The sequence below is a fragment of the Mycobacterium gordonae genome (genome assembly GCF_001417955.2).
GTDB classification, from domain to species: domain Bacteria; phylum Actinomycetota; class Actinomycetes; order Mycobacteriales; family Mycobacteriaceae; genus Mycobacterium; species Mycobacterium gordonae_B.
In genome coordinates, this window is sequence record NZ_LKTM01000372.1 from 65,316 (window position 1) to 89,789 (window position 24,474).

Annotated in this window: 34 protein-coding genes; all 34 read left to right on the top strand. The window is 65.5% G+C overall.

Annotation, left to right across the window (positions count from 1 at the left end; genetic code table 11):
- The first annotated feature begins 24 nt into the window (after positions 1 to 24).
- The 34 genes from AO501_RS31140 to AO501_RS31280 all read left to right on the top strand — a co-directional run bounded on the left by AO501_RS31140 (position 25) and on the right by AO501_RS31280 (position 24,425).
- Positions 25 to 960 carry a hypothetical protein gene (locus tag AO501_RS31140; protein ID WP_055581427.1) on the top strand — a complete coding sequence of 312 codons (936 nt, stop codon included), beginning with the start codon at positions 25 to 27 and terminating at the stop codon, positions 958 to 960.
- Positions 957 to 1,331 (top strand): hypothetical protein, encoded by a 375-nt coding sequence (locus tag AO501_RS31145; RefSeq protein ID WP_055581428.1) that lies wholly within the window; start codon positions 957 to 959, stop codon positions 1,329 to 1,331. The genes AO501_RS31140 and AO501_RS31145 overlap by 4 nt, the downstream gene beginning before the upstream one ends.
- On the top strand, positions 1,324 to 1,539 hold the full coding sequence (locus AO501_RS31150; protein WP_055581429.1) for a hypothetical protein: 216 nt from the start codon (positions 1,324 to 1,326) through the stop codon (positions 1,537 to 1,539). Before AO501_RS31145 ends, AO501_RS31150 begins: the two co-directional genes overlap by 8 nt.
- Complete coding sequence (locus AO501_RS40900; protein ID WP_419775692.1) at positions 1,536 to 1,874, top strand: hypothetical protein; 339 nt, start codon at positions 1,536 to 1,538, stop codon at positions 1,872 to 1,874. Before AO501_RS31150 ends, AO501_RS40900 begins: the two co-directional genes overlap by 4 nt.
- A gap of 112 nt (positions 1,875 to 1,986) precedes the next feature.
- Complete coding sequence (locus AO501_RS31155; RefSeq protein ID WP_156452881.1) at positions 1,987 to 2,424, top strand: hypothetical protein; 438 nt, start codon at positions 1,987 to 1,989, stop codon at positions 2,422 to 2,424.
- 187 nt (positions 2,425 to 2,611) lie between these two features.
- Positions 2,612 to 3,232, top strand: coding sequence for a hypothetical protein (locus AO501_RS31160; protein WP_055581431.1), 621 nt, complete (start codon positions 2,612 to 2,614; stop codon positions 3,230 to 3,232).
- A gap of 208 nt (positions 3,233 to 3,440) precedes the next feature.
- The gene (locus tag AO501_RS40905) at positions 3,441 to 3,836 is read left to right on the top strand and encodes an HNH endonuclease (RefSeq protein ID WP_197419984.1); all 396 of its coding nucleotides are present in this window, start codon (positions 3,441 to 3,443) and stop codon (positions 3,834 to 3,836) included.
- A gap of 101 nt (positions 3,837 to 3,937) precedes the next feature.
- On the top strand, positions 3,938 to 4,888 hold the full coding sequence (locus AO501_RS31165; RefSeq protein WP_156452882.1) for a hypothetical protein: 951 nt from the start codon (positions 3,938 to 3,940) through the stop codon (positions 4,886 to 4,888).
- Positions 4,889 to 5,116: 228 nt separating this feature from the next.
- Positions 5,117 to 5,428, top strand: a complete 312-nt coding sequence (locus AO501_RS31170) for a hypothetical protein (protein WP_055581433.1) — start codon at positions 5,117 to 5,119, stop codon at positions 5,426 to 5,428.
- Positions 5,429 to 5,465: 37 nt separating this feature from the next.
- A complete protein-coding gene (locus AO501_RS37530; RefSeq protein ID WP_156452883.1) occupies positions 5,466 to 5,621 on the top strand; it encodes a hypothetical protein in 156 nt (51 codons plus the stop codon).
- Between the two features lie 192 nt (positions 5,622 to 5,813).
- On the top strand, positions 5,814 to 6,290 hold the full coding sequence (locus AO501_RS31175; RefSeq protein ID WP_055581434.1) for a hypothetical protein: 477 nt from the start codon (positions 5,814 to 5,816) through the stop codon (positions 6,288 to 6,290).
- Positions 6,290 to 6,589 (top strand): hypothetical protein, encoded by a 300-nt coding sequence (locus AO501_RS31180; RefSeq protein WP_055581435.1) that lies wholly within the window; start codon positions 6,290 to 6,292, stop codon positions 6,587 to 6,589. Before AO501_RS31175 ends, AO501_RS31180 begins: the two co-directional genes overlap by 1 nt.
- 2 nt (positions 6,590 to 6,591) lie before the next feature.
- On the top strand, positions 6,592 to 6,792 hold the full coding sequence (locus AO501_RS31185) for a hypothetical protein (RefSeq protein ID WP_055581436.1): 201 nt from the start codon (positions 6,592 to 6,594) through the stop codon (positions 6,790 to 6,792).
- 5 nt (positions 6,793 to 6,797) lie between these two features.
- Positions 6,798 to 7,199, top strand: coding sequence for a hypothetical protein (locus tag AO501_RS31190; protein WP_055581437.1), 402 nt, complete (start codon positions 6,798 to 6,800; stop codon positions 7,197 to 7,199).
- A 21-nt stretch (positions 7,200 to 7,220) separates the two neighbouring features.
- Positions 7,221 to 7,529, top strand: a complete 309-nt coding sequence (locus AO501_RS31195; protein ID WP_055581438.1) for a phage tail assembly protein — start codon at positions 7,221 to 7,223, stop codon at positions 7,527 to 7,529.
- Between the two features lie 28 nt (positions 7,530 to 7,557).
- Positions 7,558 to 7,794 carry a hypothetical protein gene (locus AO501_RS31200; protein WP_055581439.1) on the top strand — a complete coding sequence of 79 codons (237 nt, stop codon included), beginning with the start codon at positions 7,558 to 7,560 and terminating at the stop codon, positions 7,792 to 7,794.
- A gap of 370 nt (positions 7,795 to 8,164) precedes the next feature.
- Positions 8,165 to 8,458: a hypothetical protein gene (locus tag AO501_RS31205; protein WP_055581440.1), complete on the top strand. Its 294-nt coding sequence runs from the start codon at positions 8,165 to 8,167 to the stop codon at positions 8,456 to 8,458.
- Positions 8,439 to 10,007 (top strand): hypothetical protein, encoded by a 1,569-nt coding sequence (locus tag AO501_RS31210; RefSeq protein ID WP_055581441.1) that lies wholly within the window; start codon positions 8,439 to 8,441, stop codon positions 10,005 to 10,007. Before AO501_RS31205 ends, AO501_RS31210 begins: the two co-directional genes overlap by 20 nt.
- Positions 9,989 to 10,171: a hypothetical protein gene (locus tag AO501_RS37535; protein ID WP_197419985.1), complete on the top strand. Its 183-nt coding sequence runs from the start codon at positions 9,989 to 9,991 to the stop codon at positions 10,169 to 10,171. The genes AO501_RS31210 and AO501_RS37535 overlap by 19 nt, the downstream gene beginning before the upstream one ends.
- Positions 10,168 to 11,613, top strand: a complete 1,446-nt coding sequence (locus tag AO501_RS37540; RefSeq protein ID WP_055581442.1) for a phage portal protein — start codon at positions 10,168 to 10,170, stop codon at positions 11,611 to 11,613. The genes AO501_RS37535 and AO501_RS37540 overlap by 4 nt, the downstream gene beginning before the upstream one ends.
- Positions 11,597 to 12,514, top strand: a complete 918-nt coding sequence (locus tag AO501_RS37545; protein WP_055581443.1) for an HK97 family phage prohead protease — start codon at positions 11,597 to 11,599, stop codon at positions 12,512 to 12,514. Before AO501_RS37540 ends, AO501_RS37545 begins: the two co-directional genes overlap by 17 nt.
- Positions 12,511 to 14,046 (top strand): phage major capsid protein, encoded by a 1,536-nt coding sequence (locus AO501_RS31225; protein WP_082658949.1) that lies wholly within the window; start codon positions 12,511 to 12,513, stop codon positions 14,044 to 14,046. The genes AO501_RS37545 and AO501_RS31225 overlap by 4 nt, the downstream gene beginning before the upstream one ends.
- Before the next feature lie 74 nt (positions 14,047 to 14,120).
- Positions 14,121 to 14,378: a hypothetical protein gene (locus tag AO501_RS31230; protein ID WP_055581444.1), complete on the top strand. Its 258-nt coding sequence runs from the start codon at positions 14,121 to 14,123 to the stop codon at positions 14,376 to 14,378.
- Complete coding sequence (locus AO501_RS31235; protein ID WP_055581445.1) at positions 14,378 to 14,791, top strand: hypothetical protein; 414 nt, start codon at positions 14,378 to 14,380, stop codon at positions 14,789 to 14,791. The genes AO501_RS31230 and AO501_RS31235 overlap by 1 nt, the downstream gene beginning before the upstream one ends.
- Before the next feature lie 3 nt (positions 14,792 to 14,794).
- The gene (locus tag AO501_RS31240; RefSeq protein WP_055581446.1) at positions 14,795 to 15,373 is read left to right on the top strand and encodes a hypothetical protein; all 579 of its coding nucleotides are present in this window, start codon (positions 14,795 to 14,797) and stop codon (positions 15,371 to 15,373) included.
- On the top strand, positions 15,370 to 15,708 hold the full coding sequence (locus AO501_RS31245; protein ID WP_055581447.1) for a hypothetical protein: 339 nt from the start codon (positions 15,370 to 15,372) through the stop codon (positions 15,706 to 15,708). The genes AO501_RS31240 and AO501_RS31245 overlap by 4 nt, the downstream gene beginning before the upstream one ends.
- Complete coding sequence (locus tag AO501_RS31250; RefSeq protein ID WP_055581448.1) at positions 15,705 to 16,133, top strand: hypothetical protein; 429 nt, start codon at positions 15,705 to 15,707, stop codon at positions 16,131 to 16,133. Before AO501_RS31245 ends, AO501_RS31250 begins: the two co-directional genes overlap by 4 nt.
- A complete protein-coding gene (locus tag AO501_RS37550; RefSeq protein ID WP_156452885.1) occupies positions 16,133 to 16,354 on the top strand; it encodes a hypothetical protein in 222 nt (73 codons plus the stop codon). Before AO501_RS31250 ends, AO501_RS37550 begins: the two co-directional genes overlap by 1 nt.
- Positions 16,338 to 16,679, top strand: a complete 342-nt coding sequence (locus AO501_RS31255) for a hypothetical protein (RefSeq protein WP_055581449.1) — start codon at positions 16,338 to 16,340, stop codon at positions 16,677 to 16,679. Before AO501_RS37550 ends, AO501_RS31255 begins: the two co-directional genes overlap by 17 nt.
- A gap of 134 nt (positions 16,680 to 16,813) precedes the next feature.
- Positions 16,814 to 17,866: a hypothetical protein gene (locus AO501_RS31260; protein WP_063892965.1), complete on the top strand. Its 1,053-nt coding sequence runs from the start codon at positions 16,814 to 16,816 to the stop codon at positions 17,864 to 17,866.
- A 100-nt stretch (positions 17,867 to 17,966) separates the two neighbouring features.
- On the top strand, positions 17,967 to 18,548 hold the full coding sequence (locus AO501_RS31265; protein ID WP_055581451.1) for a hypothetical protein: 582 nt from the start codon (positions 17,967 to 17,969) through the stop codon (positions 18,546 to 18,548).
- Positions 18,549 to 18,597: 49 nt separating this feature from the next.
- A complete protein-coding gene (locus tag AO501_RS31270; protein ID WP_156452886.1) occupies positions 18,598 to 18,957 on the top strand; it encodes a hypothetical protein in 360 nt (119 codons plus the stop codon).
- Between the two features lie 12 nt (positions 18,958 to 18,969).
- On the top strand, positions 18,970 to 22,734 hold the full coding sequence (locus AO501_RS40435) for a transglycosylase family protein (protein ID WP_055581453.1): 3,765 nt from the start codon (positions 18,970 to 18,972) through the stop codon (positions 22,732 to 22,734).
- Entirely contained in the window at positions 22,731 to 24,425 is a 1,695-nt protein-coding gene (locus AO501_RS31280; protein ID WP_055581454.1) for a DUF7257 domain-containing protein, read from the top strand. Before AO501_RS40435 ends, AO501_RS31280 begins: the two co-directional genes overlap by 4 nt.
- The last annotated feature ends 49 nt before the right edge of the window (positions 24,426 to 24,474 follow it).

Genomic DNA, 24,474 nt, shown 5'->3' on the forward strand with positions numbered 1-24,474 from the left:
CGACGAGAGAGGGAGAGCGCATAGATGGCCGACTACGGAAAGCTGCTGTCCCGCATATGGGCCGACCACCATTTCATTGCGCTGGACGCGCGCCCGCAGCAGGTCTACTGCCTCCTGATTTCCTACGCCACGCGCAATGTCGCCGGCGTCCTTCCGTTGACCCTTAAGCGGTGGGCGAAGTGCACCGCTGACGCCACGATTGACGCTCTCACACAGGCCCTAATAGTGCTCGCAGCAAACGATTTCATCGTCGTCGACTGGGACACCGAAGAGGTTCTCGTCCGGACTTTCGTCCGAAATGACGAGGTCTACAAGCAGCCGAACCTGATGAAATCAGCGCTGAAATTCGCCCGCCAGGTCGAGTCCGAAGCGATCCGGTGGGTACTTCATGACGAATTGAAGCGGCTTCCGGCCCATAAGGACCAGGACACGACGGTTGACACCGCAAACGGGCTGGTAGAAGGGCTAAGTCGAACCCTAAGCGAAGGGTTAGCAGAAGGGTTCGCCGAAGGGTTACCCGAACCCCCTGGTGTAGGAGTTAGTTACGTAGGTAAGGGGAACACCAGCACCTACACCGATCACCCAGCACCAGCACCTGCAGCGGTGGCCATCCCCGAACCCCTCGACGCCATCGCCGCAACCAGTGGGGCCGATCTGGTCCGCCGCATCATTCCAAGCGAACACCCCGCCGCCGTGCAAACCGCGTTGCGTCACCGCGCAAGCGAACTCGTCAACACCGGAACCCCCCCGAAGACCGTCGAGGCCGCGCTTCGCCTCTGGTTGACCAAACCGAACCTCGGACCGCACGCGCTGCCCTCGCTCGTCTCCGAGGTCATCAAATCGCAGCAGCCCCGCGCAGCACCGGGCATCAACGGGCTCACGGCAGGCGAAGCGAAAGTTGCCGAATGGGCCGCGCTGGGCAACCGAAATCCCCACTCGCAGGAGGCCATCGAACGATGAGCGACTACCACCAGACCGCCGCACGTGCGCTCGCCTTGTGCGCCGCACACGATCCGTGGTTCCCCCAGGCCAACCGCGCCACCGTCGAGGCGTGGGCCGACCAGATCGCCGAATACCAGCTCGACGAGCGCGACGTCCTGCAGGGCGTGCGGATCGCCTATCGCGACAACGGCTCCGGATTCCGACCGCTGCCGGCTGACATCGTGCAGAAGGCTCGGCAGGTGCGGCGCGACCGCACCGAGCGTGAGTCCGAGGCTGAGCGACGTGCCCGCGAGGACCGCCGCGACGCCGAGCTGGACCGCCGCGCCTTGGCGCAGATAACCAGCCGCACAGGCTCAACCGTGCCCGGTAAGGGACTAGCCGATGCCTGACCGCGACCGATTCGCCTCCATGGCCGACCTCGACGACACCGGCAACGCACACCTCGCCCCGGCCGCCCGTGCCCGCTGCCCGCTCTGCGACGACGAGGGTTACCGGCTCCCGGCCCGGCGCGTGATCTGCGACCACAAGCGCCACGAGAACGTCGGCCGGGCGCAGCGTGAGCACATCCGCAAGATGCTGGCGAAGGGGAAGAAATGACCGCCGTAGAACGATTCTCAGCCACGCAAGACCCCTCCCCAGTGTCATCTATCCAGACCACCCCTGAAAATCGCTCGGCGCGCGACAGAAGCACGGAAAACCACGTCTGCTGCGCCAGCTGCGGGACGTGGTGGACAGGATTGGCCGCTGCGCACTGCTCCGGGTGCCACCAGAGCTTCACGTCGGTGGGCGCGTTCGACCGCCACCGCAAGGGCTTCGAGTGCTGCGACCCGGAGACGTTGCGGACGGAATCGGGCGAACCCGCGTTCGTCGTCGCCGACCGATCCTGGCCCGGCTGGTCGCTGCCCGGCACGTGGGAAGGGCCACGAAAATGACCACCGAAGCAGCCACCCTGCAAGCTGTTCAGGAGACCGCCGACGAACTCCGGCGCGAGCGGCGGCCCCGGTTAAGCTTGATTCGACCTGAATCGTCCCAGGAGCGCCGGTGATGGCCGGGGGTAGGCAATTACCCGCCGGGAGTGGGGATCGGGCGCAGGGGGACGCGCTGGGCCGGAAAAACGACCGCTTCCGCATCCACAAGACCGGCGCGCCGGTGTTCCCGTGGGCGATGGACTATCCGGCGGGCTTCTCAGACGGCCCTACTGGTGTCGCGTGCGGCTCGTTCGAGACCGCTGTTGCCGAGTTTATCGACGCGGCAAACCGGCAGTGCCCGACGTGCCGGCGCGGCGCGGTGGTGGACACCGACTGGGGCTGGAAGTGCGAAGCGTGCGGCGCGTGCGACGTCGCGGTGGGATGCGGGGCACCCATTACTGGCCATGATTTCCTGCCCGTCCGTGGTCACCCTGACGACGACGAATGCACTTACCGCAGCGACGGCACTAATGCCACCTACTGCGGCGAGACTCGCGATAGGCACGAGCGATGAGCTTCTCCGCAAAGTACCCCGGCCGCTGCGGACACTGCGACAACCGCATCGAACCCGGGCAACAGGTCCGCTACGAGGACGACGAGCTAGTGCACGACGACTGTGTGCCGACGCCGGATCTTGATGCGCCGCGACGGAATGAGCGGGCGTGTATGGAGTGCTGGACCACACACGCGGGTGAGTGTGCATGATCATCCTCGGCATCGACCCCAGCCTGACCAGCACCGGCGTCGCCATCCTCCGCGACGGCCGCCCGATCCTACTGCGCTCGATCGGCACCGGCCCAGACATCAAGGACTGGGATCACCGCGTGCGCCGGATCACCCGCCAGACGTGGAACATTGTGCGGCTCATCGAGACAACGCTGGTCAAGCGCGTCGGCCCGGGTGTGCTGCCGGACCTGGCGATGATCGAAGCGCCATTGACGTTCGACACCGGCGGGGATGCCTACGACCGCTACGCGCTGTTCGTCGAACTGATGCGGCAGTTGCAGCACTGGAAGACGCCCACGGTGGTGGTCAACAACCTCACCCGCTGCAAGTGGGCGACCGGCAAGGGCGGCAAGTCGAGCAAGGAAATCACACGCGCTCAGCACAAGCGCGAGGTGATGCTGGCCGTGCGGGAGACATGGGCGCCGTGGGCCGCGCACATCACCAACGACGATATTGGCGATGCCTTGACCCTTGCCGAGGCCGGAGCGCGGTATCTCGGTGAACCCCTTCACTTTCTCCCGCGCAGGCGCCATATCGAAGCCATGCACAACTCGATCGACTGGCCAGAAGGGATTACCCAAGGTGCGAACGTGTGAGCTACCAGATTGTGATCGGAAGCATTTTGGGCGCGGGCTGTGCAAGATGCACTACACGCGGTGGTGGCGAACTGGTGATGTCAACACAGTTCGCGATGGCAATAACGTCGAGATTGACCCAGCGAAGCGATTGCGCGAGCGGACACAACGCCAAGGCGAATGCGTCGTGTACACCGCCGGCTACCGCCGAAACTCTGGCCATAGGCTAATGAGCTTTCGTGGGAAGCCGACAGGTGTCCATCGCGTTGCGTGGATTCTTGAACACGGCGAGATCCCAGAAGGGCTCGGCGTCTTACATCGCTGCGACGTTCCCAACTGCGTTAACACCAGGCACCTTTTTCTGGGGACCTCCGCGGAGAACAACGCTGATCGGGACCAAAAAGGTCGCCACGTCGCGCCACGGGGATCATCCAGGAACGGTGCTGCGAAGCTCGGCGAGTACCAGGTCATTGAGATACGCGACCTGCTCGCGCAGGGCTTATCGCAACGCGGCATTGCGGCGCGTTATGGGGTCCAGCAGGCCACAGTCTGGCGTATAGCAACCGGGAAAGGCTGGAAGCATGTGCCTGAAAGGGCGACCCATGAGCACCCGGAGGCTTCATGAACCAATGCCAAAGCTGCACTGCCCCAGCTGAATTGTGGATTTGCGCCCAATGCGTGACCAGCCTAAAGGCGGACCTCGAAACTCTCGCCAAAGGCCCCCTGGTGACCAGCGAGTCGGGCATTGAGCGCCGCACACAAGGGCTACTTGCGGACCTTGAGGACGTGGTCACCCGGCAAACTCAAATGGGCACGAGCGGCGGCCACCGCAAACGTGGCGACGAACTCTGCGACCCGTTCGAGCCCGATGCCGCCGACAGCACCGCCGAGAAGGTCAAGCGCACGCGCCAGGGCCAGGCGAGCGACTTGCTGCGCGAGGCCCGCAACACGCTAACCACCATCGTGCGCGACCTCTGTGAAACGCGCGGCGTGGACATCAGTCGGACGTTTCGGGTGGTCAACCGAACTTTCATCGGGCCATTGCCGCCAGGGTGGCGACGCGCTTCTGGTGATTGGCGACCAGCGCCGCCGGAATTGGCGAATTGGCTTGCGGTGCATGTACATTCGCTGGCGTGTGATGAGTCGGCGGGCATCTGGAAACTTGAGGTTGACGGCCTGGTGCGCAAGATCGAGAAGGTGATCGACCGGCCGCCGGCGCCGCGATTCTGTGGGCAGTGTGACACGAAGATTGACCGGAAAATCTGTGGGCTGATGCTCTATGCGCGCAGGGAAGCGATCGAGGTCACCTGCCCGAATCCGGCATGCCGCACGACACACAACATCGAGGCGCTGTACAACCGCTGGCGCAATGCCATTGACTACCAGATCGTTTCGCGCGATGAGATGATCGGCAACCAGCGCGCGGCGAATCCCGAGCTGCACAACACCGGGATCATGGGGGCGCTCGACGAAGAGGTCCGCTGGCAGACGTTCAACCGCTGGATTCGCGACGGGCATCTGCGGCCGGTGCGCTACCTGCGCCCGAATGGCCGGCGCGGGTTCTTCCGGCATGGTCCCGAGGATGAGCCCGAATACCGCGTGGGTGACGTGCGGCGGGTGCGGCGCAAGATGGCGCAGAGCAATCCGGTGCCACGGAAGTCAGGGGTGAAGGCGTGAGCGCGTGCGACAGAACCTGCGAATCACAGTGCGACGGTTGCCATGACCTCGACAACTGCGTACCCGCCACCACCCAGTACGGAGACCTGATTCTCTGCACGGCCTGCCGCGCGAAATACCCCGCGCGGCAGCCCTGGCGAATCGACCCGGAAACCGGCGAATGCATCGACCTCTACCCACCGGGTAGTTGACCGTCCGCACAGTTATCGGCACGAAACAACAGGAGGAATGACCATCATGGAGGAAGCCACAGCGGTTATCGCTGACGCTATCGCTGAGTTCATGCCGGAGGGCGATGGCGGGCAGGATGGCCTAGCCAACCTCGGCAATGCCCAATCGGTGAAATCCGCTCTACGGAACGCGGGTTTTGCCATCGTGCGCGTCCCAAACATCGCCTTCAAGGGTCCCCGCGACACCAACGGCACGATGCTCCTCACCGCCGCCGAGAAGGCGGAATCGGCGCGGTATCCGGTTGGCGGCAGCAACGTCGGCGCGGCGGTCGCCCAGGTGCTGCGCGAAGTCGCGGCGGCAGCGGACTAGTTGACAGAAGACCAGGTACGCGGCGAAAGGAACGACGTTGAGCGATGTCACGATTGATGACGCGCGCGCGGCGGGGCCGTTCATGCTGTGCCAGGACTACCAGCGGAAATGCCCCGCATCCGACGACGGTTTTTGCGCGGGCGGTTACGCGGTAGACGGAGATGATTGGCTCCGTTGCCACGGCGAAATCTGACAGAAGACCTCATACGCGGCGAACCGCCACGCGGGAGTTGCCGAGAATGACAGCCGTGTAAGTAACCCGTGCTATCCTGCCGATGAACCACGTATGGGACGTTTGCCGTCCCCGGAATCCGGTTCCCGCGCCGCCACTGCTGAGCAGGGCGGCGTTTGTGCATTCAGCCGACCCCACGGGAGCAGCCGCCCAATGCCCGAAGCCGATATCGTTCCGTCCAACCGGATGGCCATCGACCTGATACGCCAGGCGCTGGCCACCGGAGTCATTCACCCCGGCGACGACAAGACCGAGCCGTTCGCCTTGCCGGCGCTCCCGGCCTACCAGCTGGCCAAGCTGCCACCCGAGCAGGCTGAGCACTTCGCGCACGAGGCTGGACTGCCCAGCACCGACTTCGCGCTACTGACCGCCGAAGCACTGGTGTACACCCTGCAGGGCGCGGGCCACACGCTGATCAACACCACCGAGCTTGAGCGGCTGCGTGCCATCGGCGCCGAAGCTGACGCGGCACGCGAAGTCACGCTGGAATGCATCTGCGGACAGAAGTGCGTGAGCTGCGCCATGACCCAGGTCAACCCCGGCAAGTTCCGGGTCAACGGCCGCCAGCTCATCACCGCCATGCGCCAGCTCGACCCCGACTGCTCGACCCAACACCGCGGGCGGCCCTGATGCCCCACCTGCTCATCACCGTCGACGGCGCCGAGTGGATGAACGCCAACACTGCCCGCGGCCACGGCGCAACCCACCTGCCCGCCGAGCTCGCCAGCTACCTGCAGCCCGGCGCCCGGCCGGAGCCATGGATGAAGGCGGTCATCTTCACGATTGCCGAGGCCGTCGCCAACGATCAGGACCTGCGCATCGAGGTCACCACCCGTGCGCAGGGCTGGACCGTCGACGTCAGCAACACGCCCAAACACTACGAGGCGCGGGCGGACATCTGGGACAGCCGCAACCCGGGAGGGATCTGACGATGGCAATCACAGTTCAGGTGAAGCCTGACCTCTCGGCCTTTGTGGCAGCCACCGAATCGGAAGTGGCCGCCATTATCGGTGATCACGTGTACGGCGAGAGCGGTCCGTACACGGACGAGGATGATCACAGCTCGGCAACCCGGGCCGCCGCCGACTTGTGCCGTCGGTATGTGCTGCTACCCCGGCAAGCCGAGGACTAAGGGAAGTGGCCGACCGCCCGAAGCTGGCCGGACACGTCCGGATCGGTGACCATGAGCTGCTGGTCGACGGCGAACCCTTCCCGTGGTATGTCGCGCCGGATGTCACGGTGACCGACACCGGACACCCGGGCGTGCCCTGGTTCGTCAACGTCGAGATCCTGCCGATTCTCGCCGGCGGGACTGGGCCGGTGCTGGACATTACGTGCCACGGGGACAGAAGCTCGCCGGTTATTGGTGACCGGCCATTCCCATGGTTTGTCAGCAAGGAAAGCTCGCCGGTTATTGGTGACCGGCCATTCCCATGGTTTGTCAGCAAGGACGGCTACCAAGTTGTCGGGGCCAAGCCGTGCCCAGTGCTCAAGCTGGCGTTCCTGGCCGAGCAGGTTGAGGACGCCCGCACCCCATAAGCCCGACATGGAGGCAAGCTCGTGAACCTCAACGACCTACGCACCGAGGCCGACGCCGAACACCCGCCGGTCACTGTCGGGCTGGGCGACGGCACCGACGCCACACTAACCCCACTGCTGCGCCTGCCGCAGACGGTGCGCGACACGGTCATGGCCAAGCTCGCTGACCTCGACGGCCAGGACCCGGCGGTGACCGAGCAGGCCAACCGGCAGGCGCACATCGCCGCCGACATCCTGCGGCTGGTGGCCGACAAGGGCGAGCAGTTGCTGGCCGAGTTGGACGGGGATGTGGTGCTGACGATGAAGGTGCTGGGGAAGTGGCGCAGCTGATGCGCTGCGCTCACTAAAACCTACGCCGATGCCGTTCTATGGCGGTGCCCACAAGGCCCGACGCAAGCGCGAGGCCGAGCAGGTCGAGGCGGGCAAGGCGTACTGCTGGCGGTGCACGAAGCCCATTGCGCCGGGCAGCGACTGGGATCTAGGGCATGACGACAACGACCCCACGAAGTACATGGGGCCTGAGCATGTCGCCTGCAACCGTGCCACCTCAACGCACAAGGCCCTGAATGTGGTGGACACATCGCGCGTGTGGTGATGGGGCGTCGTGGTGATGGGGCGTGGTGGTGATGGGGCGTGGTGGGTCGCAGCATCATGGCTCTGACCTGCGGTTATGCATTGTGCCTACGGTTGTATCTATTGTGCCACCCTTTGTACCGGGGGGTGGGTTTGTATCGCGCATTGTAGCGACCCCATGGCGAGGGCCCAATCTCGCGTGATTTCCCTCCCCCGAGTGCGTTGGCACAGGTGGGGGCGGTGCGCCGGCGCCTGAAACACCATGCGGCAGGCCACATTTGGAAAGGGGTGCTCCCGTGCAAAAAACATGTGTCGTGTGCAAGCGCCCCTACCAGGCAAAACGCAAGGAATCGCTCACGTGTAGCGCGACCTGCCGGAGCCGGAAGCGGCACATGCGCCAACCCCCGGAGCAGGCTGAAACTTCGGACAACCCGCTGGTAGCGGCCACGAAACGCGAACTGGAAGCCGCCGGCAAGCTCGACTCAATGCTCGGTCAGCAGGCGCTCGCCTTGGCGGCGCGAATGTCGGGCGCGGACACTGTCGCGGGCTATGCGTCGCTGTCCCGGGAGTTGCGCACGGTCATGGCCGCGGCGATCGGTACGGCTCCGGCGGCACCCCCGGCGGCTGGCCAGGGTGACGAGGTCGACGAGTTGAGGGCGCGGAGAGATGCCAAACGCGCTGGCTAAGCGGCAGATTGTCCAGCCGGCCTACGCGAACTTCCCGAAGTACGTCGAGACCTTGGGCCCGGAGGTGTGCGACCTCGCGGCCCTAGCTGGTTATGCGCCCGATCCTGAGCAGGAGCTGGCGCTCAATGCGATGTTCGCGCTGCACCCGACGCTGCGCACCCTATCTGGCAAGGTCGCGACGGCTGCTTTCGAGTTCGGAGCGGTCTGCGCTCGCCAGAATATGAAGACGGGGCTGTTCAAGCAGGCGGCACTGGGCTGGCTGTACGTCACCGATCAAGAGCTGGTCGTGTGGTCGTCGCACGAGATGGACACCACCAACGAGGCGTTCGAGGACATGGTCAACCTGATCATGGACACCCCGGCGCTGAGTAGGCGTCTGGATCCCGATTTCGGCAAAGACCCGGGCATCAAGCGTGGCAACGGCAAGGAACTGATCAAGCTCCGGCCGAGCGCAGAGTGTCCGCATGGTCAGCGCCTCAAGTTCAAGGCGCGAACCCACGGCGGCGCCCGTGGACTGACGGGCAACAAGATCATCCTCGACGAGGCGTATGCGCTCAAGAAGGTGCACATGGGCTCGCTGCTGCCGACGCTGTCGGCGGTGGACGACCCCCAGGTGGTCTACGGCTCGTCGGCCTGCCACCCGGATTCCGATGTGCTGCGCGCGCTGGTTGAACGCGGCCGGGCGGGCACAAGCCCGCGGCTGGGCTACCTCGAGTTCTGCTCGCAACCCGAAGAGGGCGCGTGTGCCGACGAGGCGTGCACGCACATTTTCGGTGTTGAGGGGTGCGCACTCGACGACATCGAGTACATCCGGCAGGCCAATCCAGCCCTTGAACGCCGCATCAGCATCGACTACATCCGCGCCGAGCGCGAGGCGTTACCGGCTGATGAGTTCGGCCGCGAGCGGGCCGGCTGGCACGACAAGCCGGACTCGGCCACCGAGGCCCTGATCAAGCCTGATCAGTGGAAGGCGCTGGAAGACCCGCTGTCTGAGCCGCTCGACCCGGTGGCTTTCGGCGTGTACGTCAAGCTCGACCGCACCGCTTCGGCCATCGGCGTCGTGGGCCGCCGCGCCGATGGCAAGTTTCACGTCGGCATCGTGCCGGCGGTGCGTGGAAAGTCGATCGACTCACTACCAGGCACGGCGTGGATTCCTGACCGGGTCAAGGAACTGGCCGACGAGTGGAAGCCGTGCGCGGTGGTCATTGACGGCCACTCGGCCGCGGCGTCACTCATCACCACGATTGAGGGCCTCGGCGTCGAGGTGGTGAAGTCCAACGCGACGGATCTGGCCAAAGCGTGCGGCCTGTTCTACGACGCGGTGATGGCAGAGCCGGATTCGGCGGCCAGTCTGCGACACCGGGCCGCGACACCGCTCACCAGGTCGGTGACATCGGCCAAGAAGCGAGACCTGTCCGACGCCTGGGCATGGGACCGCAAGGACAAAGACAGCGATATCACTCAACTTATGGCCGTGACTCTCGGCATGCACGGGCTGATCGAGCACGGAACAACCGAGGAAGTCGAGGTATGGGGATTCTTAACGTGAAAGCGCCGCAGCTATCCGCCATCCTGGCCCTGCTCGCCGTCGCGGCGATCGTTGTTGGCGTGGTGCTGCTGGCGGGCGCCGCGTGGGGTCTCATCACTTTCGGAGTGTGCGCGCTCGTCGGTGCGTGGTTGCTCTACGACCCCGCTGGTAAGCCCACGCCATGAGGTGGCTAGACCGCCTCAAGGGCGCCAGCTCTCCCGCGCGCGACATCTCGACAATCGACGAGTACGCCGCCGCGGTTAATCAATTCGCGTTCGGCGGGCACACCTACGGCTACGGCTACACCAACGGCCTCAGCAACGGCGTCCAGCAGACGCTCAAGGGGCCGGCGACCGAGATGGCGCCGAACAACTTCCGCGGGCTGGCGGCGCACGCCTATGCCGCCAACGGCGTGGTGTTCGCCTGCATGTTGGTCCGCATGCTGGTCTTCTCGTCGATCCGCTTTCGGTGGCAGACGATCACCGACGGAAAGCCGTCGGACATGTTCGGCACGCCCGAACTCAGGGTGCTTGAGCGGCCATGGACCGGCGGCACCACGCAGGACATGTTGATCCGCACCATCCAGGACGCCGACCTGGCCGGCAACGGCTACTGGTTTCGGGACACATCGCTCGCCCGGCTGGGAACCGCCGACCCAGGCGGCGAGATGGTGCGACTTCGCCCCGACTGGACCGACGTCGTGGTCACCGAGCGGATGCTTGCTGACGGCCGCGGTCAGATCGGTTGGCGCAAGCTCGGGTTTGTCTACACCGAGGGCGGCCTTCAGTCGGGCAATGACCCGGTCGGCTTGCTCGCTGACGAGATCGCACATTTCGCCCCGATCCCCGATCCACTCGCGAGCTACCGGGGCATGTCGTGGCTGACGCCGATCCTGCGGGAGATTCAGAACGATCAGTCGATGTCGCGCCACCAACAGGCATTCTTCGACAACGGCGCCACGGTGAACATGGTCATCAAGCACGAAAAGGGTGCGACGCAGGCCGCTGTCGAGAAGTGGGAGAAAGAGTTCCGGGCGAAGTTCACGGGACCGGAGAACGCCTACAAGACGCTGCAACTCTACCCCGGCGCCGACGCGACGCCAGTGGGCGCGAACTTCCAGGAGATCGATTTCAAGAAGGTCCGCGGTGGCGGTGAAACCAGGATTGCGGCCGCCGCACAGGTTCCGCCCATCATCGTCGGGCTGTCCGAAGGGCTTGAGGCGGCGACGTATTCCAACTACCTACTGGCCCGCAAGCGGTTCGCTGACGGCACGATACATCCGCTGTGGCAGAACGTCGCAGGGTCGCTCGAAGACATCGTTCAGCGGCCACCTGGCGCCGGCAACAGGCTGTGGTACGACGCGACCGATGTCCCGTTCCTGCGTGAGGACGAGAAGGACGCCGCGGAGATTGCTGCGAAGACTGCCGCCACCATCAATTCCTACATCACTGCGGGCTACGAACCCGACTCGGTGGTCAAGGCCGTCGAGGCTAACGACCTGCGGCTGCTCAGGCATTCGGGCATGTACAGCGTGCAGCTACAGAAGCCGGGCGCAGAACAGCCAACAACGCCGGCCAGCACCAATGGGCAGGCCAAAGGAGGTGTACTCAATGGCGCAACCAACTGAGCAGCGCGCCGCCCGGCCGCCGCGCGAGGGTGTACTGCGCGAGGCCCCGTTCGCGCTCCGGGCCGCCGACGACAGCGAGCCCAACGACGGACTGACCCTCGACGGCTACGGCGCGGTATTCGAGTCCATCACCGTCATCGACAGCTACGAGGGCCGATTCAAAGAGAAGGTCGCCCTTGGCTCAATGAGGCGGTCGTTTCGCGAGACGCCGCCGAAGGTGCAGTACGACCACGGCCGGCACCCGCTCATCGGCTCAATTCCTATCGCGGCGTTGCGATCAGCCACCGAAGAAATCGATCCCGTGCTGGCGCCCAAGGGTGGCGCGCACATCATCGCCCGCGTCTTCGATAACTGGCTGACAGCCCCCGTGCGCGACGCGATCGACGGCAAAGCCATCGACGGCATGTCTATGCGTATGACCATCGTGCGTGAGCAGTGGGAAACGCCCGACGGCAAGGTTATTCGCGACGAAGACCAGTTAATGGCCGAGCTGCGGCGCACCTGGTATGACGACGTGCCCGAGGATGAATTACTTCTCCGCACACTCAAAGAGCTCAAAATCCCCGAGATTGGCCCCGTCATGTGGCCGGCCTACCGGGAGACCTCTGTATCTGTCCGCTCAGTGATCGATCTGGGCCGACTCCATGAACCCGAGCAGCGCAAGTTGCTCGCCAGGGCCGTATTCCTCGCGGATGCGGCCGAGCAGGACGACGACGCGCAACGAGACGCCGGCGATAAGCCCGCAGTCGAGAGCCCGCCCGAGTCCAACGACGCGCAGCGATCCACAACTGCTGTAGGTGAGCGCCCGTCGAAACCGCGCCCGGCCCGTGACATCGATCTGGTGTTGCGGAATCAGCGCGATTCGCTGATCACCCACAAATCGAAAGGAACGTTGCGATGAGCGACGAAGCCACCACCACAGAAGAGCGCAAGGCCCCGACCTTGACGCACCCGCAGTCCATCAAGCGTATGGACGAAATTCACGCGCGCATGGAGGAAATCGGCGAACTCGACGAGATCTCTCCCGAGGAGCGCAAGGAATTCGACGACCTGCGAAGCGAATTCGAGGGGTTGCGCGTTCACGCCGAGCGCCTCGAGGTCGCCGCCGAGCTGGCGTCGGTACGGTCGGCCGCCCCGCAGGGCAAGCGTCGCCTGCGCGTCGACTCCGGCTCACAGCGTGGCCGCGACGACTACGACCGCGACAGCATCCTCGAGCCCGACTCCATCGAGGACTGCCGGTTCAAAAACCCGTGGGACCTCTCAGAGGTCCGCACCTTCGGCCGCGACGCCGGCGAGATCTCCGGCGAGTTCCGCGCACGCGCGCTGTCTGCCATTGAGAAGATGCCGGGCGCGTCCGACAACATCCGACAGGCCGCGGCCAACATCATCGAGCAGTACGACGACAGCAGGTCGTCGCTGGCTCGGATGTGCCTGGCAACGTCAGCCCCGGCCTACCTCCGGGCTTGGTCGAAGCTGGCCAAAGACCCCGGTGGCCACATGCTCAGCGAGGCTGAGCAACGCGCAGTTCGCGAGGTGGAGCAGTACCGCGCCATGTCCCTGACGGACAACGCGGGCGGCTACCTGGTGCCCTTCCAGCTCGACCCCACCGTCATTGTGACGTCGAACGGGTCGCGCAACGACATCCGCCAGGTGGCCCGCCAGGTCGTCGCCACTGGTGACGTGTGGAATGGCGTGTCTGCGGCCAACGTCAGTTGGTCGTGGGATGCGGAAGCTGCCGAGGTGTCCGACGACGCACCGGCGTTCGCTCAGCCCAGCATCCCGAACCACAAGGCGCAGGGCTTCGTGCCGATCAGCTTCGAGGCGCTGCAGGATGAGGCGAACGTCGCCCAAGAGGTCGGCAAGCTGCTCGCGGGTGGCAAGCTGGACCTTGAGGCGGTCGCCTACATCACCGGCTCTGGCAACGCCCAGCCCACCGGCATCGTCACCGCGCTCACGGGCACCAGCTCGGAGATCAACGCGGCGGCCGATGACACCTTCGCCATCGGTGACGTGTACACCATCCAGGGCGCCCTACCGGCCCGGTACCGCGCCAACGCCTCCTGGCTCGCGAACAACCTGATCTACAACAAGATTCGGCAGTTCGACACATCCGGTGGCGGCGGGTTCTGGGCCAACCTCAATGACGGGCGCCCCCCGCAGTTGCTGGGCCGGTCGGCGATCGAGGCTGAGGCGATGGATGGCGTTATCGGAACCTCTGGTGCGGTGTCGAACTTCGTGTTGATCTTCGGCGACTTCTCCAACTACGTCATCACCGACCGCATCGGCATGAGTGTGGAGTTCATTCCGAATCTGTTCCACACGTCGAACAACCGCCCGAGTGGCCAGCGCGCATGGCTGGCCCACTGCCGCATCGGAGCCGACTCCGTCAACGACGGCGCGTTCCGCATGCTGGACGTCGCGAGCGCCAGCTAAAGCAGTCAGGTGCGAATGGGTGGCCCCATGGTTGCGGGGCCACCCATTCCTCTGCCTCACCAAGGAGAGAGAACATGGCTGATTACTTCCGCGTGAAAGAGCCGTTCGCCTACGGCAACGCTGTCGCCACGGCTGGTGAGATCTGGTCGAGCGACAACCCAAACCTCAAGGGCCGCGAGCAGTTCTTCGAGCCCCTAGCCGACGCCGTCACCCGCACGGCGGCCCGCGCCTCCGAGACCGCTTCGGCGGCCCCCGGCGAGGTCCGCGCCCGCAAGCCGCTGCCCAAGAAGGCCGCACCCAAGATCCACACCGAGCCGAAGGGCGACGCCTGATGCGCACCACACACAACCAGTCACTCGTCCAGCGGGCACTGAACTACGCAGTACGGTCGTCGAACTCCGCAGCAACGGGTGTGGCGGTCGACACGGGCGTGTACGGCAACAACTTCCGCGACGTGACGTTCGCGGTGTACACCGCGACCATCACCGACGGAACCCACACGATCACCGTCGAAGAGTCCGACTCGTCCGGCTCAAACTACGGCGCGGTCGAGTCATGGCGCATCTCAGGCACCCTGCCCGAGATCGTTGCGGCCGATGACAACACCGTGTTCCAATTCGGCGTCCGGCCTACGAAGCGGTATGTGCGGCTGACTATCACCGATGCCGGCTCATCCTCGGGCGGTGCTGTCGGCGCCGTGGCGATCTTGAGTAACGGCGGCAACAACCCGGTTGCACGCTCTTAAGCGATGGCCGAACTGGCGCCAGGTGACCTGCCCGCCGCCGTGCGGGCCAGGTTCGCCAATGACACTGCCGCCCAGGCGTGGATCAACGCGGCGCTGGCCGCCGCGCGGCGGTACTGCGGCTGGCACGTCTGCCCGCTCAACTCCGACCAGACCGTTGAGTTGGACGGCCCGGGCGGGCCCGTACTGTCGCTGCCGACGCTGAACCTGGTGTCGGTCACATCGGTAACCGAACTTGGCACAACACTCGACGTGAACGCGCTGGACCGTTCGCGGCGAAAAGGCACGCTCACCAAACGGTTCGGGCGCTGGACGGGGCGCGACGGGGCCATCACCGCCGTCGTCACGCACGGGTTCACTGAGACCGAGGCGGCAGACTGGCGGCAGGCGGTGCTTGAGCTGGTCGACCGCATGTCGGCGGCCGTCGGCGCGGTGGCGGGCAACAGCGGCCCGATGGTCGAAAAGACCGTCGACGATGTCACCTACAAGTGGCAGACCACCGTCGGCGACCCGGGCAACCAACTGCTGTTCAGCATGCTCAATCACGAGCTGGTTGACTCCTATCGAATCCTGCCGAGCCCATGAGCTTCGGCAGTCAAACGGTCACGTTCACCACGCTGACGGGCACTGGTGTCTACGACGCCGACGGCATCGAGGTCACCACGCCGACGCCAGTGGCGGTCGCGGGATGCCGGCACCGGCCGCTCAAGGTCGAAGAGACGCCGGTGTGGCTGACGAACCTGGCGACACAGGTCTGGAAGACCACGGCGCCGCCCGAGGCCGCTGCTGTGGCTGCGAAGTCAACCGGCCGCCTCACCGTGGACGGTGTCACGTACGAGATCATCGGCGGCGCACAGCCGTTCGAGGACTTCGCCGACCCGTTCAAGGTCACGATCCTGTCGAAGATTGACCGCCCATGACGGCCGAGCTGCTCGACCAGGACGCGACCGACGCCGAGCGGCTGATCATCGCGTGGCTGGGCCCGCTGGAATACCGCCTGGCCACCGAGCGCAAGTCGGGCGACCCGCTGCCCATGGTGATCGTCAACGAAATCACGGCCACCGAGGACTCCCAGCAGATCAGTGCCTACCCGGTGGTATCGCTGCACATCCTGGCCGCGACCGTTGCCGAGGTGAAAACGGCGGCCTCGCGGGTGCACCGCCGCATGCTGCTGCTGGCCCGGGACCCATTGCAGGACATCGTGCTCAGTGACGATTCCACGATGTCGATCGAGTGGCTGGAAACGCTCGAGCGCCCGCATGCGGAGTACTACTCCGACACCGTCAAGCAGAGGATTGGCCGCTACGAAATGGGCGTGCCGTTCACCGACACCGAAGGGGAATGATGGCTCTCTACAACGTGGTTGCGCCGGGCATCGTGGCGGGAAAGCACTACACGCGCCCCAGTGCCGCGCCGGTCGAGGTTGGCACCGTCGAGGCCAAGCCGCTGGTCGCCGCGGGGGTTATCGAGCCTGTCGACGCCGCGCCGGAGCCGGCCGCCGACGAGAAGCCGCGCCGCAGCCAGCGCGCCAAGCCCCAAGACGGCGACGATGGCCAAACTGAGTGACTTCATCCCGCAGTCCGAGATCGACGACTACCTGAAGTCGGCCGAGGTGATGCGCGAAAAGCTCGCGCTGGCCGACGCGGTCGTTGACTACGCGCGGTCGATCTCCCCCGAGGACACCGGAAAGTACAAGAGAGACACCAAGATACGCCGCCGCGGCCAGACCGGCGTCTCTGTTGAGTGGACCGACCCCGTCAGCAACATCATCGAGTACGGCTCCGAGGACACCCCCGAATTCGCGGTGCGCGCAAAGACCGTGGCGCACTTCGTCGGCCAAGGTGCCGACCTGAGAACCGGCAACAAGCGCCAGAAGCGCCGCCGCCGGTAGTTATCGCCGAACGCCGTTCGGCGACACATCAACCCTCACGCCCTGTGCATACCTGCACGGGGCGTTTGTCATTCACGCACCTAATCCGCCGGATTCCCTTCCGGTACAACCCATCCCGCGAAAGGAATGAGTAAATGGCAGCACCGGCAACTGGCGTGAGCTTCAAGGCATCTGGGCTCGCGTACCTCAACTCGCTATTGGTCACCCGTGGTGGCCGCTGGTCGGTCGCGGTCCGCGACTACGGCGGCTCGCTGACCAACATCAGCCCCGGCAGCAGCTTCGGCAGCCCCATGGCCCAAGACGGACTGTGGCGAGACGACTTCTATGCGATCGTCAAGAACGCCAGCGGCAAATGGGTCTACAACACCAAGCCCAACCTGGGGTTCTTCCCGGTCGGCTTCGTGCACCCCGACGGCATCGAGCGGGCGCCGAAGATTGACAGCGACCCGCTGGAAGGATTGCAGGCTCTTGACCCGGTGCGCGTGGACATGCAGAAGCGCGACAAGACGCTGATGTTCACGCCCTTGGAGCGCAGCCTGGTAGTGGACGCGCTGCGCTTCAATCAGCCGCTGGTCGACGTGCTCGAACGCGCCGCGACCGGCGAAATCTATTTCGCAGGGGAGTCCAACGACGATCAGGCAATTCGGCGTCAGGTCTTCGTGTTCCACGAGGACAAGCAGGGGGGCCTGGACTTCCGCAACGCCTTCCCCTTCCCGCGTTGCATCCTGACCGACCTCGGCTCCGAAAAGGGCAACAAGAAGGACGCCGACACCGCGAAATTCACCCTCTCGCGCGAGATCGATCCGTTCTTCGTTGACGCCAACGGCGTGGCGCTCATCGACGGTCGCTGGACCACGGGCGCTATCTGGGACCAGAACGAGGTTCCCGGCCTGACGTTCACTGGCACCGCGCCGGTCGCGACCGCTACGGCCGCCACCACCGCCGACTTGGTGTACAAGCAGCCGCTCGGCGGCGTGTCGCCCTACACCTACGACGTCGAGCGCTCGGCAGACGGTCTGACCGGCTGGACGGCGGCAACCAGTTCCGAGTCGGTCACCAGCGGCGTGGTCACCAGCAGTATCACCAGCCTGACCACCGCCACCGCCTACTACTTCCGGGCAAAGGTCACCGACGACGACGGCACGGTTGCGTACTCCGGCGTCTCGAACCAGATCACCACCCCGTAACCCGCGAACCACTTCGGCGGGCGTGGTCGGCTGCTGCGCCCGCCGGGGTCTCCACTCAATCAGCCGAAACCCCTACAGCCGAAAGGAAGCAGCCGACCCCATGACACAGCCTCTTTCTGCCGAAAGCACGACCCCGGCCGACGACCTGAACGCCAACGCCGGCCGACAGGCGACCGACCAGGCCACCGAGTACGACGCCAGTATCTTCGCCTGGACGACACTGACATTCGACGACGGGTCGTCGATGCAGATTCCCCCGCAGCCGAGTCTGCGTCAGCTCGACGACGACTGCCTGGCCGCCTACGACCAGCTGATCGTCGAGGCGGAGTCCTACGACCGCGAGGATATTGAGCTGCCCGAGCGCACCATCAAGGACGACGAGGGCAACGAGATGACGCTGCCCGCGGAGACCAAGAAGGGGCCGTATCGCCAGCCCTACCACAAGGGCGGGGTCCTACTGAGCCCACCGTTCGAGGTGCAGGAGGTCAAGGCGGCGATCGGGCCCGAGCAGTACGAGTTTCTGCGGTCCAAGACGATCAACGGCCGCCGGGCGGGTGCGGGCGACGTGCGCCGCATCTGGAATGAGAGCGGCCTGCGACTGATGGAGCGCCAGAAGCGCGACTCGAAAAGTGCGGACGGCGCAGGCGATTTGGCGCCTGTGGCCGCGCCAGATAGCCAGTGATCTGCAGCGGTTCTTCCACCTGGACATAGCCGACTGGCACCAGGAACGCATGAGCAGCTACAAGCTGCTCGAGATGTTCGGCGCCCGCATCGTCGAAAACCCGGAGACGAGAGTCCGCACCATCCATATGGACTTCGCGCCGGAGGATGGCGCGGTTGCCAAGGCGATGCGGGACGGCGAAAGCACGGAACTCGTGCAGGCAACGCGCCAGATCGCGAACGAGGCCGCGGTGATCAGGGCGGCGTATGTACCGAATGCTGATGCGTCGCAATACGGTTCAGGATTCTTCCTGCCGCCCGCCATTGCGCGTCAGAACCGGGCCGAGCGCGAGCGCATGCAGGCCGAGCGCCAACGCATACAGGACGACGAACCCGGCGGCATGGCCGCGATGTGGACCCAGCGAGAGTGAGGTGAACTAATCATGGCCCTACGCGTCGACATCGTTGCCGAACTGAACGAACGCGCAGCGACCGCAGCGGCGAACCGACTCAAGGGCCAGATGGTCCGCGCGGGGGAGGTTTCCGGAGAGGCGTTCAGGGCCGCCCTGGAAAAAGAGGCCCAGCGCTCCAAGATCGCGACAGACAAACTGCAGGCCGAGTTGCGCAACCAGTTCGCCAAGCACGGTGAGCACGCGGGCCTGAGCTTCGGCGCCGGATTCGGCGCCCAGATGGCGCGATCCCTGCCCGGCGTGAGTGGATTCACCTCTGCCATGGCGGGTTACGAGGGCGCGGCGGCGAAGTCCGGCGCGCTCGCCGGCCGCGCGCTCGGCATGGCGTTCACCACGGCCGCGGGCGCGCTAATGGGCGCCGGTGCGTACACGCTATTCAAGGGCTTCGAGCGGTACGAGACGATCGACGCCGCCACGCACCGGCTGCAGAACCTCTCCAAGACGATGCAGGCGGCCGGCCAGGCGGGTCTCGACATCGCCGGGATCATGAAGACGGTCAACGACGTCGTCATCGGCACGCCCGTGGGGATCGACAAGGCCATGGGTGCGGTGACGGTGGCGCTCGGTTCGGGCATCAAGCAGGGTGACGAACTCAAGCGGTATCTGACCGACATCGCTGACGCCGCAGGCTATTCCGGGCGCAGTTTCGAGGAAATCGCGCTGGTATTCGGCCAGGTGCAGGCCAAGGGCCGCCTCATGGGCGAGGAAGTGCTGCAGCTCGCAGAGAAGAACATCCCGGCCGCCGCGTGGCTCAAGGACACCTTCAAACTCACCGGCGACGAGTACGAGCGCATGCAGGAAAAGGGCCAGATCAGCCTCAAGGCGCTCGAAATGGCGATCGAGCAGCACGCCGGCGGCCAGGCCAAGGCGATGGGCGAGACGATCCAGGGCGCGATCAGCAATGTGCAGTCGTCAGTCTCGCGGGCGGGCGCGAACTTCCTGGCCGCGATCTTCGGCAAGCCCACTGACCAGAACAACACCATGGTTGAGGCGCTCAAGAGCATCAAGGACCGCCTCGACGAGATGGGCGCGTGGGTGACCGCCCACCAGCAGGAAATCCACAATTTCTTCAAGAACGCCGCCGAGACCGCCCGGGAACTGGGGCGCGTATTGGGCGAAGTCCTGCGGTATCTGGGCGAACACGAGGGCGCCATCAAGGCTGTGGTCGTCGCCTTCGGGACATGGAAGGCGATCGATGGAGTCGCATCCTTGATCACCAGCCTGAAGACCATCAGCACATTCCTGGGCGTGACACTCCCCGCACAGGCGGCGGCATCGGCAGCGGCAATCAGCGCGTCGTTCGCCGCCATCGTCCTGCCTCCGCTACTTACGGCTGGCGACGCTCCGGGGAGCAAGGCCGAGACCGCCAACGACAAGCAGATCGCGGGCAACGAATATTTCAAGAAGTTCGGCAAGATGCCCCCGGGCTATCAGCAGTGGTTACAGGGCAGCGGCCCGATGCCCCAGGAGCTCGCCCCGTTCTTCCGTCCCGGCGCCAAGCCCGGCGATAAGCCCCCGATGCCGACGCCAACACCATGGAGTCCCGGCCCGGGTATGCCGACGTATCACTGGGACTGGGCCAAGGGCGGCTGGGTCGATGACAAAGGCAACCGGCCCGGTCCAGGTGGAGCGCCGGGACTGGACAACAGCAACCCGTTCCTGCCGCCGCGGGACAAAGGCGACGGTAAGCACCTCCCCAAGGCCCCCGTCGTTCCCTACGACACCGCCCTGCCGCCCGGCTTCGAGAACCTGCCGATGTCCTCGGGGCTCTACAGCGCCGAGTCGAGCTATCTCGACAACAAGCACAAGTTGGCCGAGAAGCAGGCGCGGCTAGCTCAGCTCGAAAAGGACGGCGCGGCCACCGAGCAGGATGTCCTCGACGCCCGCAACGACGTGGTGACCGCGGGCCGCGACCTGCAGCAGTCCGAGATGCGGCTGTACGAGGAACGCGCGGGAATCTTCACCAAGCACAACAAGCAGATCAAGTCCTGGCTGTCCGAACTGGGCGACATCGGCGCCTCTCTCGATCAGGACTTCGGCATCTCCAAGGGCCTGGCGGGCATCGCGGAGAACATCACGAAGTTCATTGCCAACCTGGCGGCGGCGCCCATCTTGGGCCAACTCGGCGCGTCGCAGATCGCCGCGGGCTACAAGCCGGGCGAGGCCGGGCAGGGGCTCATGGGCATGTTGGCCGGACAGGGCGCGTTCGGCTCGCAGTACCAGATCTCCGGCAGCATCGCGCAGGCGATGGCCAAGGTGGGCGGCGGCGCGCTCAACTGGGACGCGCTGGCCGCCAAGGAATCCGGCGGCAACTGGGCCGCCAACACCGGCAATGGCTACTTCGGCGGGCTGCAGTTCGACCTCCCGACATGGAAGGCGTACAAGCCCGCCGGCGCACCGGACAACCCCGCGCTGGCGACGCGTGAGCAGCAGATAGCAGCGGGCATGGCTGGAATTCAGGCCCGCGGCGGCCCGCAGTCCCTATGGCCGCAGAACTGGCAGCAACTCGGCGGCGGTGGCGGCGGTGGCCCGCTGGGGCTCACCGGCGGCGGGCTCGCGGCCATGTTCGGCGGCGCGGGCTACAGCACTGGCGGCGGCGGCATTGGCGGCGGCATTCCCTACGGCCTGCCCGCCGGGTCTAACAGCGGCGGCTACGGCGGATCGGGCGTGCAGTTCCCCGACTGGGTCAATGCGCTCGGCGCAGCGTTCGGCGTTAAGCCGAGCACCTACGGCGGCCACCAGGAAGGCGACCGGCAAGAGGCGGGGTTTGCGCCCAACCCCAATCACCTCAACCGTGGCATCGACTGGTCGGGCTCTGTCGAGAACATGCAGCGATTCGCCGAGTACGTGTCTTCGGTGCCCGGGATGGAACAAGTCATCTGGCAGAACCCCGGAACGGGCCAGCGGATCGGCATTGCCGGCGGCCGCGATGTCAGCGGCACGGGCTACTACGCAGGCGATTACGGCGACCACCAGAACCACGTCCATACCCGGCAGGCGACGTCGATCCCACTCCCCGGCGGCATGATGCCGGGCCTTGGCGGCGCCGGTGGCGGCTTCAGCGTGCAGGCCGCGGGCTTCGGCCAGGGCGGCGGCATCGGAGGCGGGCTCGGTGGCGGTGGTGGCGCGTCGGACATCCACGGCTGGGGCGCTGGGCCCGGCCCGGGACTACCTGGGATGCCCTACACGGCCAATCCCACCCGCATCGGCGGCGTGCCACCGCCGCAGGGCCAAGGCGGTGGCGGCGCCGGGCTCGGCGGGCTGGCAATGGCCGGTATCCAGGCCGGTATCGGCGCGGCGGGTATGGCCGGCGCCCCGTTCGGCGGGCAGGCCGGAGCGGCTGCAGCCCAGGCGATGATGGAGCTGGCCAACCGCGGGATCAAGTTCGCCAGTCAAGCCGCCGGCATCGGCGTCCAGGGCCTGGCAGAGACGTTCCTGCCCGCCGGTTCGGAGCTGGCCAACAACAACTGGATCACCAAGATTGCCGGCGGACTTGCGGGCGCCGCCCCGATGCTTCCCAATATCGCAGGCGAGGGCGATGAGGGTTCCCAGCAGCTCACCCCCGATCAGGTGGTGGGCCAAGGGCAGGGCATGGGCCTGCCGGGCGCCGACCAGGCCAAGAACGTCGACAACAGCAAGAACGTCACCAATCAGATCACCGTCAACGGGGCCAACATCAACAACGAGCAATCCATGGCCAACTCCATTGCGATGCAGCAGCAGGCGATGTACGCATGACCAACCTCGACGAGGTGGTCCGCTACCCCGCGGGCATCACACCACACGGCGAATACCACCTGCTCAACGGGCAGATCCCGTCGATGCACTTCCACGCGCACGACGGATCGATCGACTTCCGCATGCTCGGCGGGCTGGCCGCCCCGTACTGCGACCCGAAACAGCCTGCGGTGCTGGTCAGGTCGCTCAAGGGCTTGATCGCGCCATGGCAGTTCGTCGACCAGAAGGGCGCGACTCAGCACGGCGTCACGACGGTGGCCAACCTGTTCGACCCGATCGAGGTCACCGCCGAGCTCGAGCTGATGGGCGATGACCGCAAGGCGCTGCGCGAGTTGGTGCGCGCGTGGATCGCCGGCAACGAGCACATGAAGACCGGGGAGCTGTCGTTCATCACGACGGAACTCGGCCGGTGGTGGGCGCCGCTGCGCTGGTACAAGTCCCCGCCGAACTCGATCCTGTTGGCGCTGCTGCGCAATCAGCCGTTCACGCAGGTGTGGCGGGCGGATAACGCGTTCTGGCAGTCCTACGACCAGACAGACTCGTTCGGGTTCGTCTACGACTCCGACGTTGACGACTTCTCCTATGTCGCAACAGACCTCGGTGAGGGCTGGGATGTCAACTACACCGGCACCGGCGGCGGATTCATCTACGCCGACGGCGATCTGGCGCGCTGGCAGGACGACCCCGAAGACCCGATCCTGACCGGCGGGCGCACCGCCGACTGCCGACGCGTGGACTTCGAGACCGACACCGACAACCAAGTGGTCCAGTGCATCATCGGCAGCTTCCCCGAGTGGTCGTATCCCGATAACGCCTACAACTTCCTGTGGGGCCGGATGAAGACCACCGGCACCCCCGGCGCGTGGGGCATCCGGCTCATCTTCGGTATCAGCTACGTGCGGCTGTCGTCGTTCGTCGACGGGGTCGAGTACGTGATCCGTGACCGCGGGCTGATCGTGCCGCCGCTGCCTGGTGAAAAGTGGACGCTCGCTTGTGGATTCCCCGGCAACCCCAACCTCTACAAGGTCTACCGCAACAACATCGAAGTGCTGTCCGCGATCGAACCGACTGGCGCCAACATCGGTGCCGAGTACCGCGGGGCAGGCTTCGGAATGCACGCCGGCGCCGCGATCCTCACGCAGGCCACCCCCGCGACCATCCGACGCTGGAATGTCGCCGACAACAACATTGGCGCACAGTCGGGGTTCATCAAGCTGACCAACATCGGTGATCAGCCGATGTGGCCGCGCTACACGTGCTTTGGTCCGGGCACGTTCCGGTTCGCCAACGGCCCGGGAAGTAACGACTTTGTGCAGTTCGGGCCGCTACTGCCCAATCAGGTGATGCAGGTCCGCACGGACCAAGAGATGCGGCCCGTTGTTGACATGACCTCGGTGGCGCCAACGCCACAGGAGATGACGCTCTTTCAGCGAGCGCTCAACGACTTCATCAACTTCGCTACCGCGGGTAACGTGCCGCCGCTGCTGCAGCAGATCAAGTCCCAGTTCGGCATCGTGCCGCCGCAGGGCCATCCGTACTCGCTGCTCTCGGGCGGCTTCAGCAACCCGATACCGCCGAAGTCACCGGGCAAACCCGCTGAAACGCAGTACATTCCGGTGTCCATCAGTGGAGGGACTGCCGACTCCATGATTGTCGCCGCGGGGACCCCCTTGCGTAGGTACCCGCTCTAGGATGGCCACCCGCGTCAGCCGGCCCCCACTGGGGAGTCGGCCGAAGAAG